The following is a 13,812-nucleotide window of genomic DNA, read 5'->3' on the forward strand; positions in this document are numbered from 1 at the left end:
GAATTTGAATCATCGGGAAACAGCACGGATACTGGTCGCCGGCAGCGGCCCTGCGGGGCTGATCGCGGCGCTTGGCTTTGCCGAGGCCGGCTTTCCCGTGACGCTCGTCGGACCCGATGCAGCCGGCCCCGACGGCCGGACGACAGCCTTGATGAACCCTGCCCTGAAGATGTTCGAACGGCTAGGGATCTTCGACGGAATCAGGCCGCACGCAGCGCCGCTCAAGGTGATGCGTATCGTTGACGCAACCAACCGGCTGATCCGCAGCCCGACAGTGACCTTTCGCGCCAGCGAGATCAACGAAGAGCAATTCGGGCTGAACTTGCCCAACAGCGTTCTCAACCGCACGCTAGCCGAGGCTGTCGCGCATTCGGGCATCGAATGGCGAAAGTCGATGGTGGAGGCATGGCGCCTCGATGCCGACCATGCCCATGCCGTTCTCGCCGACGGCAGCGAGGTTGAGGCATCGTTGGCAGTTGCCGCCGATGGCCGTCAGTCGCCGGCCCGCGAGGCAGCCGGCATCCGGACCTCGATCCGATCCTATCCGCAGGCGGCGTTGGTGCTCAATTTCGGTCACCGCAGCGACCATGCCTTCACCTCGACCGAATTCCACACCGAGACCGGTCCGTTCACACAGGTTCCCCTGCCCGGCAACCGGTCCAGCCTTGTCTGGGTGCTCGAACCCGATATCGCCAAGGACCTTGCAGCACTCGACGACGCCGAGCTTTCGACGCGGGTCGAACAGCGAATGCAATCGATGTTGGGCCGCGTGTCGGTTGAGCCCGGCCGGCAGATCTACCCACTTTCAGCGGTGAGCCCGTGGCGGTTTGCGCAGCGCCGCGTGGCACTTGTCGGTGAAGCCGCCCACGTGTTTCCCCCAATCGGCGCGCAAGGCCTCAATCTCGGCATCCGGGACATCGACGACCTGATTGGTGCCGCAAGCAGAAACCGCTCGGACCCGGGCGCCGCCAAGGCGCTTGCAGCCTATGATTTCAAGCGGCGGCCGGACATTCTGGCGCGCAGCAGCGCGGTCAACCTGCTCAACATGTCGTTGCTTTCCGATATGCTGCCGGCCCAGCTGGTGCGCAGCGCTGGCCTGGGCGCGCTTGAGGGGTTTGCGCCGTTACGGGCGTTTTTCATGCGCGAGGGTCTTCGACCCGGCAGCGGTTTTGCGGCGTTTTTTGGCGGATTGCGAAAACCGGCTGAGCGATAGCGATCTTGGCCACCGCCCTTGATCCGCATCTCGCGATGCTCAACCCGGCATCAAGGGGATCGGGATTGAATTGACGCGGCGTCTGCGCCAAATAATGACGATGTCGACCTTAAGGTCTGGGCCAGTCTTTGCCGGACCGGTGCGTAAGAATCTAAAGTCCTGGAGCGTTCCTTGCGTGTTCCAGGATGCGTGGCGTTCAAGAAGTTCAAGTGGTGAGTGCGATGAAGACAGCCAAATTCTCGATCGGACAGGTGGTTCGGCACCGGCTGTTTCCGTTCCGCGGCGTCATTTTCGACGTCGATCCCCAATTCGCCAATACTGACGAATGGTACGAGGCGATCCCCGCTGACGTGCGGCCGCGCAAGGACCAGCCTTTCTATCATCTGCTCGCCGAGAATTCCGAAACGGAATACATCGCCTATGTGTCCGAGCAGAATTTACTCGAGGACCGGTCGGGCGAACCGGTCCGGCATCCGCAGATTGGTGAAATGTTCGACAAGAAGCCGGACGGGCGCTACGAGCCGAAGCACCAATTGAGACATTGACTTAGCCGGGATCTGGCTGGGCTGGGACTGGCTTGAGACTTGGCTGAACGCGACAAACGGCCGGTCCAAACGAAAAAAGCGGGGTATGAGCCCCCCGCTTTTTTGTTGGTTCGAAAACCCGTCGATCAGTTGGCGGCCTTCGCCTTTTCCTGCTCTTCCTTGAGCTTCTTGGCAAAGTCCTGATTGTTCTTGGCGACGAACTCCTGGAGCTTCTTCTGCCGGTCCTCGATGTCCGACTGCTGCAGCGGCGGGCCGTCGAAGGCGCCGCTGAAGCCGGTCAGCGCAATCTTGATCGGGTTCGGCTGGTTCTGGAAATTGACCGAGGTGAGCGTCAGCGCCGATCCCTTCTTGAAGGATGCGACAAGCTGATCACTCAGCGGCACTTCCGCCACGCAGCGATCCGGAAAACAAATCACATAGTCGAGCTTCTGCGCCTTGCCGCCGTCGATCTGGAGGCCGATGCCGGGAGGAACGAGACGGCCGGTCGGAACCGTCACCTGGAACACCTTGCGGTTCACCTTGCCCTTCAATTCGATCAGGCTGACGCCAGTGATGAGCTGGCCGTTGCCGGCGGTGGTGATGTTCTGGACATTGCAGATGTCGACGTCTTCCTGCTTGGTGCAGGCCTTGAACCAGCCTTGCGGAATCTGCTGTTGCTGCTGCGCGGAAGCAGCGGGAATCCCGGCGCCCAGAATGCCGACCACGCCAGCGGCCATGACCGACAGGCGGTACGCGTTGCTGTTCAGGCTCGTCATGTCGTGCATTCCTCTCAAATGATCCCGGAACCGGCTTTTTTCATGCCGTGTGGTCCAGCTACCTGTTGCCGAAATGAGGCAACAGAATGACTTCGGACGGCGTGTTACACTGCAAGCGGTGCCGAATCCAGCCCGGGTCTCGCGAATCTTGGCCAAGGGATAGGCTCAAGGGTTGGCCGGTGCACGACCGGCTCATGTATGCTGCGCATCGAATCGGGAAGGAGACGGTCATGGGCCGCGTTGTCGTTTGGCTGATCGCCGCAATGTTGTTTGTCGGCCTTTCCCTGCAGCCGGCCCTGTCGGAACCGGTGCACGCGCTTGCCATGCAGGGCGAGCCGGCGCTGCCGGCCGACTACAAGCATTTCAACTACGTCAATCCCGACGCGCCGAAAGGCGGCAGCATTACCTATTGCGTCGTCGGCAGCTTCGACAATCTCAATCCGTTCATCCTGAGAAGCCTGCGCACCACCGCGCGCGGCATGATGGATCAAGCCTTTGGCAATCTTGTCTTCGAGCCGTTGATGCAGCGCAACTACGACGAGGCCTTCAGTCTCTACGGCCTGCTCGCCGATACCGCCGACATGGATCCCGAGCGCAAGAGCATCGAATTCCACCTCGATCCCAACGCCAAATGGTCGGACGGCGAGCCGGTGACGCCGGAAGACGTGTTGTTTACCTATGACGTCTTCACCGAGAAGGGCCGCCCACCTTACAGCCAGCGAATGAAAGCGATTGCCAAGCTCGAAAAGACCGGCGACCGCAGTGTGCGCTTCACCTTCAACGACAAGGCCGACCGCGAATTTCCTTTGATCATTGCGCTGACGCCGATCATCCCGAAACACGCCTTCAACAAGGACACCTTCGACAGGACGACGCTAAAGCCGGTGATCGGCAGCGGGCCTTACACGGTGGCGCAAGTCGTGCCCGGTCAGCGCATCGTGTTCAAGCGCAATCCGGACTATTGGGGCAAGGACGTGCCGTCCAAGCGCGGCTTCGACAATTACGACCAGATCACCATCGAATATTTCCTCAACGCCAACGCCAAGCAGGAAGCGTTCAAGAAAGGCATCTGCGCCATTGACGACGACAGCGACCCGGTCAAACGCGAGCGCGATCTCGATTTTCCGGCCTTCCACAGGGGCGAGGTCATCGCCGAAACTTTCGATACCGGCATTCCGCCGGTGGTCAACGGTTTCCTGTTCAACACGCGGCTGCCGAAATTTTCCAATCCGGTCGTGCGGCGCGCGCTCGGCATGCTCTACGATTTCGAATGGGCCAACAAGAATCTGTTCGGCGGCAAATACACGCGCACGATGAGCTTTTGGCAGAATTCCGAGCTGTCCGCGCTCGGCCACCCGGCCAGCGAAAAGGAAAACGCCCTGCTGGCCCCCTACCCCGGCCGAGTGCCCGCAGATGTCATGGACGGCACCTACAGGCCGCCCGCTACCGACGGCTCCGGCCAGGACCGCAAGGTGCTGAAGGCGGCATTCGAGCTGCTGAAGAGCGCGGGCTATACGGTGCAGGACGGCGCGATGCTCGATCCCGAGGGAAAGCCGTTCGGTTTCGAGATCCTGACCGCCTCGCAGGACGAAGAGCGACTTGCCGCTATCTATCAGCGCACCCTTGAGAAGCTCGGCATCGATGTCGGCATCCGCAGCCTCGACGGTGATCAGATCCAGTCGCGCAAGCAGCGTTTCGATTTCGAGGTGCTGGTCGGCTCGACCGGTTTCAACAACTCGCTGTCGCCCGGTATCGAGCAAACCGGGCGCTGGGGATCCGCTGCCGCCAAGGCCGAAGGCTCGTTCAACCTGGCGGGTGTCGCCGACCCCGCAGTGGATGCGGCGATCGAGGCGATGCTGAGAGCTCGTTCGAAGGAGGACTATGTAGCGGCCGTCCGCGTTCTCGACCGGCTGCTGATCTCCGGCAATTACATGGTGCCGACGCAGCACAACAACCAGCAATGGCTCGCTTATTGGAACTATCTGGAACATCCGCAAAAGACGCCCATATACGGTTATCAGTTGCCGACCTGGTGGCGCAAACCGAAGTGACCTCTTCACAACAGGAGATCAAGATGAACGACGAGAGCTCGATTACCGTCGATGTGGTCTCCGACGTCGTGTGTCCCTGGTGCTTTATCGGCCAGAAACGGCTCGACAAGGCGATTGCCGCCGTCGATATCGACGTTCACATACGCTGGCGGCCCTTCCAACTCGACCCAACAATCCCGCCCGAAGGCAAGAACCGCCGCGACTATATGGTGGCGAAATTCGGCAGCGAGCAACGCATCCGCGAAATCCATGCCCGGATCGAACCGCTGGGCGAGGCTGAAGGCATCTCCTTCGCATTCGACGCCATCAAGGTCGCGCCCAATACGCTGGATGCGCACCGTCTCATTCGCTGGGCCGGCACGGCCGGCGAGGCCATTCAGAACCGGCTGGTGCGCCGGCTGTTCCAGCTGAATTTCGAGGAAGGCGCCAATCTCGGCGATCATGCCGTGCTGATCGAAGCCGCCCGCGAGGCCGGCATGGATGCGTCCGTGGTCGAAACGCTTCTGCCGACCGACGCCGATGTAGAGGCCGTGCGCACCGAAATCGCCACCGCTTCGCGCATGGGCATATCGGGTGTGCCGTGCTTTCTGCTTGAAGGCAAATATGCGGTGATGGGTGCCCAGGACGCCGATACGCTCGCCGATGCACTCCGCCAGGTCGCCGCGGCCAAGGCACGCGGCGAACTGGAAACAGCGAACTGAGTCGGACTATTTCACGGTCACCTTGGCCTTGCTGACGAAAAAGCCATGGCCATGCTTGCCGGTGCAGGTCAATCCCTTGGTGGATGACTGGCAGGAAAATGGCCCCTTGCTCCACCTGTTGCCGTAGGCCAGCCTGGTGACGCCGCCGCAGCAGCCTTGCTCGCCCGGATTCTTGATCAGCGTCGCCGGGCCTTTCGGGCCGAGGATGATCGTGACGTAGCTGGGCTCGACGCGCGAACAACTCAGTTCCGGTCCGCCATCCTGCGGCTCGTAGGTGCTGGTGCCGCCCTTCGGTGTGTAGATGCAGCCAATATTGCCGGACGGCGTGTTGAACTCGATCTGTCCCTCGGCGTTTGCGGGAACGGCCTGGCTGCCGGCATATGTTTGCGGCAGCCAGGCGAACGTTGCGAGCATCGCCGCAAACAATGTCCGTGCAAGCATGAAGAACTTCCCCCCGGTTCAAACCTGGATGCGTCCGGCAGGTTCGATCCGAAGCGCATCTTTGTCAAACGAGGTTTGGGCGCGCTTTTAAAAAAGCACGGGCCAATTGATATTGATCCGCATCCTGGACTGTGTCGGCAAAGTCATTGCTTGGCCGATTACGGGTTCCTGACAAGGCGGCTTCAAACACGAATCATTACGGTCACGTCCTGGCCGCCGACGAGGCCGGACTGGCCGTGAAGGCGGTTCAGGCTGTGAAGATCGGCCGCTGGAAGGCGCTTCTATGTTCACAAAGCTGTGTGAAGACCTTCCCTTGGGGAAGATCTCTACTTGCTCGGGCGCAGGCAGGTAACTATTTGAAATTGCGTTGGTATTCCGCCCCTCGAAACGTGACGGCACAGCGCCGTGATCATTCATTCTGTTGCTCCACTGCAACGGCCGGCAAGCTAAGCCACCTGCGACTGGTGAAAAGCTAATGGAAAATGATCAATTGGTGTTACTGTCCGTAACAAAAGAAAAATCGTTTGGGCGGGATAGTGATTCGGGTCGATAGACCAACGCGACATTCAATATCGGAAAAATGGCTCCGCGGTGCCGCAAGGCAGTCGCCCCTGACGCCCGTATCTTCGATGCGCAGCTTCTGGGGGCTGATGCGGGTCTACTGGTTCTCGGACCGCTGGAGGGAAGCCTGGACGCTGACGCTGGTGATCGCGCTGATCATCGCGCTGTCCAGCAAAGCCGACGTCTGGTTTACGGTGGCTGGGGCCGAGCTGGCGGCTTCGATCGCTTTTTTCCACGATGCCGCGAACACGACGCCACTTAAGACAATACTGACCAACGCCGGTTGGCTGGTGCTGCTGGTCGTGCTCAAGGACTTGGTTATTGCCGGCATTCGCAACCTTGTTTCCAAGACATTGCATCGCAAATGGCGTGGCTGGCTGGATAGCCGATTCAACGAGGCCTTGCTCGACTCCAATCATTCGCATTTCCATGCCCAGCATGGCTCTTCCGGGAATGCAGCTCCCGACAATATCGACCAGCGCGTGCAGGAATCCATCAAGGCCATGACCGGTGGAGCCATCGGGCTTGCTTCGGGTGTGCTAGGCGTCTTCGCTTCGTTCTACTTTCTCGGCGGCGAATTGCTGAAAAACTCTGTCGAGGTGAAGGGGCTGGAGTTTCTCGGCAGCTACGGCAGCGCCGTCCTTGCTCTCCTGGCAATCGCTGTCTATGTGCCGTTCAACACCTGGATCGCGTTGAAACTCGGCCGAATGCTGGAGTGGCTAAACGTCAGAATGCAGCAGGCCGAAGGCAATTACCGCAGCGAGTTGATCACGTTCCTGCGCCGCAGTTTTCATGTCGCCGCATCGCAGGGCGAGAATGTGCAGAAGACTGTACACAGCCAGCGTTATGCAGACATTGACCGTACCTGGGCCAGACTGAACATCGTCAATACCGGCTACACCTCGTTCGAGCTGATCTATAATTTCATCGGTGCCAAGATTGTCGCTTTCGGGCCCGGGCTGGTGCCTTTCATCCACAACGGCCTCGACCTCAAGGGTTATCTGACAGCTTCCGGCCAGGTCGATAAGCTGATCAGCAACTGTTCGTGGTTCATCCATGTGATGCCGGAGATCGCCACCTTGCGCGCCAACAGCCAGCGCGTCATCGAATTGGCGCAGGCAATCGAAAACGTCCAGCACCCGCAGGAATTCTATCAGCAGACCGGCCGATCCGAGTTCCGCTACGACCACCAGAACCCGGTGTTCGGCCTGACCATCCAGAAGCTCGAACTGGCGCATCAGGGCGAGGACGCAACGCCCTTCCTGAGTGCCGCGAACTTGCGCTTCCGGCGTGGCGAGTGGACTTTCCTCAAGGGCGAATCCGGTTGCGGCAAGACCTCGCTGATCAAGGCGATCAACGGCCTGTGGCCTTATGGCCGCGGCACCATCGTCTTCCCGGAAGGGGTCAGGAGTTTCTACGCCGCTCAGGAGGTGAAGCTGCAGCAGGTTTCGCTGAAGCAACTGGTCTGCCTGCCCGGTTCCGAGCATGATTACGCCGACGTGCAGGTCGCATCCGCCCTGCACAAGGCCGGTCTCGGCGACTTCATCGAGCATCTGGCTGATGAGAGCCGTGAAGGAAAGATCTGGGATCAGGTTCTCTCGGGTGGGCAGAAGCAGAAGCTGGTTGTCGCCCGCATCGTGCTGCAGCAGCCGGGATTGCTGTTCCTCGATGAAGCCACCGGCGCGCTCGATCCCGAAGGACGGATCGCCTTCCATCAGGCGATCAAGGACAATTGCCCTGATGCAACGGTGATCTCGATCATGCATGAGGCGACGCCGCCGAGATCGCTCGCGGGCACCGAATTCTACCACAGCGTGGTTGCGATCGCCGACGGCGTCGCTACCAAGAAGCCGCTGGTTCCGAGCTTGCCGGTCGAGCTCACCACCATCCTCACGCAGCCGACACGGCCGGCCGAGGACAAATGGCTGCGCTTTCCCCGCCGGCTGAAGCAGAGATAGCCGCGGGCACCATTGCCAGTGTCCAGCCAGCCTGCCACGTCGCCCGATCACAGTCTCGCGATCCGCCGGTTTGCCGCCGTTTTAACCCGCTCTCGCGATTGACTCGGCAAGGCGCGCTCCTATGTTGCGCCGGCTTGCAGAATCTCAACTCGAACCCGCGAGCAGAAAGGTCACCGCGCCATGCCTGGCGACAGTCACAGTCGAACGCAACCGCCGTCCGCTTGACGTGGCCTGACAGGCTCACGTCCTGCCGGACGGCAAGGAGTGAGCCATGAACGAGTTTTCCCCTGTCGCGGGCGGCGATGCCATCGCCATCGCTCGCGTACTTGCCAACGAACACGTCGCCGACATCGTCGAGGCCTTGAACCAGGAGCCCCGCGAGACGGCATCGGAGCTGCTTTGCGAAGTGCCGTTCGAGCGGCTGGTCGAGATCTTCGACCAGCCTGAACTCGACGGCGCATCCGAACTGGTCGAGGCGCTGCCCCGCATCAAGGCAGGCAGACTGCTTGCCGCCATGTCGGTCGACCGCGCCGCCGACATACTGCGCGATCTGAACGAGCCGGCTCGTTCCGAACTGCTTGGTGGCCTGGCGCCACCGCTGCGCGCGACGCTGCTTGCCATTCTCGGCTATCCCGAAGGCAGCGCCGCCTCGCTCATGACGACCGAATATGTCAGCGTGCCGCCGGACTGGAGCGTGGCCCGCACGCTGGATTATATCCGCAAGGTGGAGCGGACGCGCGAAACCGTCTACGCGATCTACATCGTCGATCCGCAAACGCATGTCCTGTTGCGCTCGACCAGCCTGCGTCGACTTATCGCTGGCGGGCCCGACGAGCTGATCATGGCAATCGCGCCGGATCGTGCGCCTATCACCGTTTCACCGCTGACCGATAGTGAAAAGGTTGCTCAGTTGATCTCGAAATATGATCTGCTCGCCGTTCCGGTCGTGGACAACGGCAAACTGCTCGGCATCGTTACCATCGACGATATTATCGACACGATGATGGACGAAACGACGGAGGATGTGCATCGTTTCGGCGGCATGGAGGCTCTCGACGAGCCCTATATGAAGATGGGCTTTCTGGCGATGATCCAGAAACGCGCCGGCTGGCTGTGCGCGCTGTTTATCAGCGAGATGCTGACCGCAAACGCGATGCAGAGCTACGAGGGCGAGCTGGAAAAGGCGATCGTGCTGACGTTATTTATTCCATTGATCATGAGCTCCGGCGGCAATTCCGGCTCGCAGGCGACCTCGCTCGTCATCCGGGCGCTGGCGCTGCGCGAGATCGGCCTTGGCGACTGGTGGCGGGTGGCATTGCGCGAGCTGCCCACCGGCCTGGTGCTTGGCTCGATTCTTGGCGTGGTCGGCGTCTGCCGCATCGCGCTCTGGCAGTATCTCGGCTTCTACGACTACGGCCCGCACTGGCCGCTGATCGCAATGACCATCGGCGCCACGCTGGTTGGCATCGTCACCTTCGGCTCGTTGTCTGGATCGATGCTGCCGTTCGCCCTGAAGCGCATGGGCTTCGACCCGGCCAGCGCATCGGCCCCGTTCGTCGCCACGCTGGTCGACGTCACCGGGCTGGTGATCTATTTTTCTGTGGCGCTGGCGATCCTGCGCGGAACGTTGCTGTAAGAAAACTCACGCACTTCCATCGCGGCAATTTCGTTGCCGCGATGGGTTGTCGTCGCGTCAGACGCGCTCACCATCTCTCACCCGGTAAGTCGGCTTGTACATGGTGACGAGTTCTTCCGCGGCAGTCGGATGCACCGCCATGGTGCGATCGAAATCATCCTTGGTCAGGCCGGCCTTCAGCGGTATGCCGAGAAGCTGCGCCATTTCGCCGGCATCCGGCCCGAGAATGTGGGCGCCGAGGACCTTTTTCGAGGCGCCGTCGACGACCAGCTTCATCAGCATCTTTTCGTCGCGGCCGGAAAGTGTGTGCCGCATCGGCCGGAAGGTGGCGCGGTAGATTTCAACATTCGAAAAGCGCTTTGCCGCCTCATCCTCCGACAGGCCGACCGTACCGATCTCGGGCTGCGAAAAGACTGCGGTAGCGATCGTGTCATGGTCGGGCGCCGTCGGCTTGTCCTTGAAGGCGGTCTCGACGAAGCACATCGCCTCGTGGATTGCCACCGGCGTCAATTGCACGCGATGGGTGACGTCACCGATTGCCCAGATGTTGTCGATGTTCGTGCGGGAGTATTCGTCGACGTGGATTGCCCCGGTTTTGGTCATCTCGATGCCGACGCCTTCCAGGCCCATGTTCTCGGTATTGGGAATGCGGCCGATGGCGAGCATGACCTGGTCGACCGTCAGCACCGTGCCGCCGGTGACAAGCGCGTCGAGCCGGCCGTCAGGCCGCTTCCTGACCCACTCGGACACGGCGTGGCAGAGGATTTTTATCCCTTTCTTTTCCATCGTGTCGTGCAGCATGCGTCTGAGGTCCATGTCGAAACGGCTGAGGATCTCCTTGCCGCGGTAGACCAGCGTCGTGTCGACGCCGAGGCCGTGAAAGATGTTGGCGAATTCGACGGCGATATAGCCGCCGCCCTCGATCATGATTGCCTTCGGCAGTTCCTTGAGGTCGAAGGCCTCGTTGGAAAAGATGCAGTGCTCATGGCCGGGCAATGCCGGATGCGGCGCCGGTCGCCCGCCGGTAGCGATCAGGATCTGGTCGGCGGTAACGGTGCGATCCTCACCGAGAAGATGCACCACATGCCGATCGACCAGGGTGGCGCGCGAATGAAAGACCTCGCCGCCGGCGCCCTGCACGTTCTTCTTGTAGATGGCCTCCAGCCGGCTGATTTCGCGGTCCTTGTTGGCGACCAGCGTCTGCCAGTCGAAACGCGCCTCAGGCACCGTCCAGCCATAACCGGCGGCGTCGGCGAAATGCTCGGGGAATTGCGAGGCGTAGACATAGAGCTTCTTCGGCACGCAGCCACGGATCACGCATGTGCCGCCATAGCGGTATTCCTCGGCAATGCCGACACGCTTGCCGAGTGCGGCCGCGACGCGCGCCGCCCTCACCCCGCCGGAGCCGCCGCCGATGACGAAAAGATCGTAGTCGTAACCGGCCATGGCTGAACTCCTTGCCCCTCAAACCCCGAGACAGGTAGGCTGCCGACTATCAAAAGAAAAGCCCGGACTTGCCGGGCTTTTGGTCCAGTGGCGGTCAGGCGGCTCGGAAGTCCGCAATCAATTCGGTGTAGCGTCCGCGGGAGCTGCGCCATCGGCCGGAGCGGTACCGTCGGCAGGTGCAGCCGGCGCCTTGGCATTCGCCGCTGCACCCAGGGTCTCGCCGACCTGCTGGGCGAGATCGCGAGCCAGGCCGTTCTGCCAGATCTCGGCAGCCTTCACCAGTTCGCGCGTCACGATCGGGCCGTTGTCGAGCAGCTTCTTGCCGGAATCGGAATTGTAAAAGGCGGCGATTTCATTGAGTTCCTTTTCCGAGAATACCTTTGCATAGGCGAGCGCCGCTTCCTTTTCCAGGTCGGCGCGGCGCGATGCCAAGGCCATCGCCTTCTCGTTGATCGTCTTGGCGATCAGTTCCTGCATATCCGGGTTCTTCTGAATCAGCTGCTGCTCCAGTGCCGCGGCCGCTTGCGGCAGGATGCTGTCGAACGTATCCGTCGCATGGATCGCCGCGACGGCGGCGCGCGCCGCCTTCAAATGCGCATCGGTGACGTCCTGCGAAAACGCAGGCGACGAAAACGCGAAAACGGCCGAGGCCGCCAGAATGGCAAAAAAGCGGCCAACCCGGTTATGCAACATCATGATCGGTAAAACTCCCTGATTTTCGGGCGGCATGGACGGTTTGGATGCCGTCGCCGCCGGCTATGATGGCCGTTGATGCCAGCCCGATGAAAAGACCATGCTCGACCACGCCCGGAATGGCGTGGAGAGCATTCGAAAGCGCTCTTGTATCCGGAATGCGGCCAAAAGATGCATCGAGGATAAAATGGCCGCCGTCTGTAACAAATGGCTGGCTCCCCGTCATCCTCAATGTAACAGGGCCGGAAAGGCCAAGGTTTGCAGCCGCCGCGCCGACCGCAATTTCGGTGGCGCGCAGGCCAAACCGGTTGACTTCGATGGGCAGCGGAAAACGGCCGATCATCTCGACCATCTTGGAGCTGTCGGCGATGACGATCATGCGGGCGGAGGCCGCCGCGACGATCTTTTCGCGCAGCAGCGCGCCGCCGCCGCCCTTGACCAATGTCAGCGCCGGATCGATCTCGTCGGCGCCGTCGATGGTGAGATCGAGCTCGGGGGTTTCCTCGAGGGTCGACAGCGGCACACCAAGCTCGGTGCAAAGGACGGCGGTGCGCTCCGAGGTCGGCACGCCGATGACAGTCAGGCCGGTGGCGACCTTGTCGGCGAGCAGCCGCACGAACTCGTCCGCCGTCGTGCCGGTGCCGATGCCGAGCCGCATGCCATCCGTGACATGGGCAAGCGCTGCCCGCGCGGCCTCAACCTTCAATTGCCTCGCATCCATGCCGGGTCCCGAGATTTGTTTCGGCGCTCGTAGCATTTTTGCCGGGCTGGTCAAAGGACCTTGCCCGCGGTGGATAAGCCGGCTTGCCTGAACGGGCCGCAGCGGTTATCGCCTGCCGGCAATCAAATCGTCACAGGACAGGCCATGACCCGACCGATCATCGTGTTCGACCTCGACGGGACGCTGATCGACACGGCGCCGGACCTGCTCGACAGTCTCAACCACAGCCTTGCCGCCAGTCAGCTCGCGGCCGTCGACGAAGCCGGCTTCAGGCGCTTCGTCGGCCATGGCGGCCGGGTAATGATCGAGCGCGCCCACGCAGCGCAGCACAGGTCGCTGGCAGTGGAGGAGCACGACCGCCTGCTCAAGCTGTTTCTGGACCATTACACCGTTAACATCCCCGGCAAATCGCGCCCCTACCCCGGCGTCCCCGAGGCGATCGCACGGTTCGAGGCAGCCGGTTACCTGCTGGCCATCTGCACCAATAAATACGAGGCCAATTCGGTGGCGCTGATCGAGGCGCTCGGTATGACCAGGCATTTCGCGGCGATCTGCGGTCAGGATAGTTTTCCGTTCCGCAAGCCCGACCCGCGCCATCTCACGCAGACCATCGCGCGCGCCGGCGGCGACCCGCACCGTGCACTGATGGTCGGTGATTCGCAGACCGACATCGACACGGCGAAAGCCGCCGGGATTCCGGTGGTGGCAGTCGATTTCGGCTACACCGACCGTCATGTGCGGGAGTTCGAACCGTCGGCGGTGATCTCGCATTTCGATTCGTTGACGCTCGATCTGATACAAAGACTGATGGCCGCGGCAGAAGGCTGAAGCCGGACCTCAGGCGGCCGCAGATGCCGACCGACAAGTGGTTGACTTCGCAGGCCGGCCTCCCTTATATCACGGCGCGCTTGGCCTTCGGGCAACGAGCGGGCGATTAGCTCAGCGGGAGAGCACACCCTTCACACGGGTGGGGTCGCAGGTTCAATCCCTGCATCGCCCACCATCTGCTTTCCTGAATCAATTCCAAGTCAGAGCGGCTAGTGGTCAAAATCTGACGCTTGGTGCCGAAGCAGTAGGCCCGCTCTGGGTAA

At 61.3% G+C, this 13,812-nt stretch carries 12 protein-coding genes and 1 tRNA gene; 8 read left to right on the forward strand and 5 right to left on the reverse strand.

Annotated elements, in window-relative coordinates; all coding sequences use genetic code 11:
- Positions 1–4 precede the first annotated feature (4 nt).
- Positions 5–1,213, forward strand: a complete 1,209-nt coding sequence (locus NKI59_RS17155; protein WP_352705554.1) for a UbiH/UbiF family hydroxylase — start codon at positions 5–7, stop codon at positions 1,211–1,213.
- A gap of 221 nt (positions 1,214–1,434) precedes the next feature.
- Positions 1,435–1,758 (forward strand): heat shock protein HspQ, encoded by a 324-nt coding sequence (gene hspQ / locus NKI59_RS17160; protein ID WP_023675043.1) that lies wholly within the window; start codon positions 1,435–1,437, stop codon positions 1,756–1,758.
- Between the two features lie 125 nt (positions 1,759–1,883).
- On the opposite strand, the gene NKI59_RS17165 is transcribed toward hspQ, so the two are convergent.
- Positions 1,884–2,513: an invasion associated locus B family protein gene (locus tag NKI59_RS17165; protein WP_352448908.1), complete on the reverse strand. Its 630-nt coding sequence runs from the start codon at positions 2,511–2,513 to the stop codon at positions 1,884–1,886.
- A gap of 263 nt (positions 2,514–2,776) precedes the next feature.
- Here NKI59_RS17165 and NKI59_RS17170 point away from each other — a divergent pair, with 263 nt between their 5' ends.
- Entirely contained in the window at positions 2,777–4,564 is a 1,788-nt protein-coding gene (locus tag NKI59_RS17170) for an extracellular solute-binding protein (protein WP_502901074.1), read from the forward strand.
- A gap of 23 nt (positions 4,565–4,587) precedes the next feature.
- On the forward strand, positions 4,588–5,265 hold the full coding sequence (locus NKI59_RS17175; RefSeq protein ID WP_352471875.1) for a DsbA family oxidoreductase: 678 nt from the start codon (positions 4,588–4,590) through the stop codon (positions 5,263–5,265).
- Between the two features lie 6 nt (positions 5,266–5,271).
- Here the strand turns inward: NKI59_RS17175 and NKI59_RS17180 are convergent, their stop codons facing one another.
- On the reverse strand, positions 5,272–5,706 hold the full coding sequence (locus tag NKI59_RS17180) for a hypothetical protein (RefSeq protein WP_352448905.1): 435 nt from the start codon (positions 5,704–5,706) through the stop codon (positions 5,272–5,274).
- Positions 5,707–6,335: 629 nt separating this feature from the next.
- Here NKI59_RS17180 and NKI59_RS17185 point away from each other — a divergent pair.
- Both NKI59_RS17185 and mgtE read left to right on the forward strand, forming a co-directional pair.
- A complete protein-coding gene (locus NKI59_RS17185) occupies positions 6,336–8,225 on the forward strand; it encodes an ABC transporter ATP-binding protein/permease (protein WP_352448904.1) in 1,890 nt (629 codons plus the stop codon).
- A gap of 271 nt (positions 8,226–8,496) precedes the next feature.
- The gene (mgtE, locus tag NKI59_RS17190; protein WP_352705558.1) at positions 8,497–9,861 is read left to right on the forward strand and encodes a magnesium transporter; all 1,365 of its coding nucleotides are present in this window, start codon (positions 8,497–8,499) and stop codon (positions 9,859–9,861) included.
- A 57-nt stretch (positions 9,862–9,918) separates the two neighbouring features.
- Here the strand turns inward: mgtE and gor are convergent, their stop codons facing one another.
- From gor to rpiA, 3 genes are all read right to left on the reverse strand, one after another.
- On the reverse strand, positions 9,919–11,307 hold the full coding sequence (gene gor / locus NKI59_RS17195; protein ID WP_352448902.1) for a glutathione-disulfide reductase: 1,389 nt from the start codon (positions 11,305–11,307) through the stop codon (positions 9,919–9,921).
- A gap of 117 nt (positions 11,308–11,424) precedes the next feature.
- Complete coding sequence (locus tag NKI59_RS17200; RefSeq protein ID WP_352448901.1) at positions 11,425–12,003, reverse strand: DUF2059 domain-containing protein; 579 nt, start codon at positions 12,001–12,003, stop codon at positions 11,425–11,427.
- Positions 11,990–12,721, reverse strand: coding sequence for a ribose-5-phosphate isomerase RpiA (rpiA, locus tag NKI59_RS17205; protein ID WP_352456755.1), 732 nt, complete (start codon positions 12,719–12,721; stop codon positions 11,990–11,992). The genes NKI59_RS17200 and rpiA overlap by 14 nt, the downstream gene beginning before the upstream one ends.
- Positions 12,722–12,865: 144 nt before the next feature.
- On the opposite strand from rpiA, the gene NKI59_RS17210 reads away from it, so the two are divergent.
- Both NKI59_RS17210 and NKI59_RS17215 read left to right on the forward strand, forming a co-directional pair.
- Positions 12,866–13,549 (forward strand): phosphoglycolate phosphatase, encoded by a 684-nt coding sequence (locus NKI59_RS17210; protein WP_352705561.1) that lies wholly within the window; start codon positions 12,866–12,868, stop codon positions 13,547–13,549.
- Positions 13,550–13,649: 100 nt separating this feature from the next.
- Positions 13,650–13,724: transfer RNA gene (locus NKI59_RS17215), tRNA-Val, on the forward strand.
- Positions 13,725–13,812: the final 88 nt, after the last annotated feature.

This window comes from Mesorhizobium sp. M0598 (genome assembly GCF_040320865.1).
GTDB lineage: Bacteria > Pseudomonadota > Alphaproteobacteria > Rhizobiales > Rhizobiaceae > Mesorhizobium.

Bases quoted from the DNA above. Each gene is read 5' to 3' on its own strand.
- hspQ (WP_023675043.1), top strand. From the start codon at position 1,435: ATGAAGACAGCCAAATTCTCGATCGGACAGGTGGTTCGGCACCGGCTG.
- NKI59_RS17165 (WP_352448908.1), bottom strand. From the start codon at position 2,513: ATGACGAGCCTGAACAGCAACGCGTACCGCCTGTCGGTCATGGCCGCT.
- NKI59_RS17170 (WP_502901074.1), top strand. From the start codon at position 2,777: ATGTTGTTTGTCGGCCTTTCCCTGCAGCCGGCCCTGTCGGAACCGGTG.
- NKI59_RS17175 (WP_352471875.1), top strand. From the start codon at position 4,588: ATGAACGACGAGAGCTCGATTACCGTCGATGTGGTCTCCGACGTCGTG.
- NKI59_RS17180 (WP_352448905.1), bottom strand. From the start codon at position 5,706: ATGCTTGCACGGACATTGTTTGCGGCGATGCTCGCAACGTTCGCCTGG.
- NKI59_RS17185 (WP_352448904.1), top strand. From the start codon at position 6,336: ATGCGCAGCTTCTGGGGGCTGATGCGGGTCTACTGGTTCTCGGACCGC.
- mgtE (WP_352705558.1), top strand. From the start codon at position 8,497: ATGAACGAGTTTTCCCCTGTCGCGGGCGGCGATGCCATCGCCATCGCT.
- gor (WP_352448902.1), bottom strand. From the start codon at position 11,307: ATGGCCGGTTACGACTACGATCTTTTCGTCATCGGCGGCGGCTCCGGC.
- NKI59_RS17200 (WP_352448901.1), bottom strand. From the start codon at position 12,003: ATGATGTTGCATAACCGGGTTGGCCGCTTTTTTGCCATTCTGGCGGCC.
- rpiA (WP_352456755.1), bottom strand. From the start codon at position 12,721: ATGGATGCGAGGCAATTGAAGGTTGAGGCCGCGCGGGCAGCGCTTGCC.
- NKI59_RS17210 (WP_352705561.1), top strand. From the start codon at position 12,866: ATGACCCGACCGATCATCGTGTTCGACCTCGACGGGACGCTGATCGAC.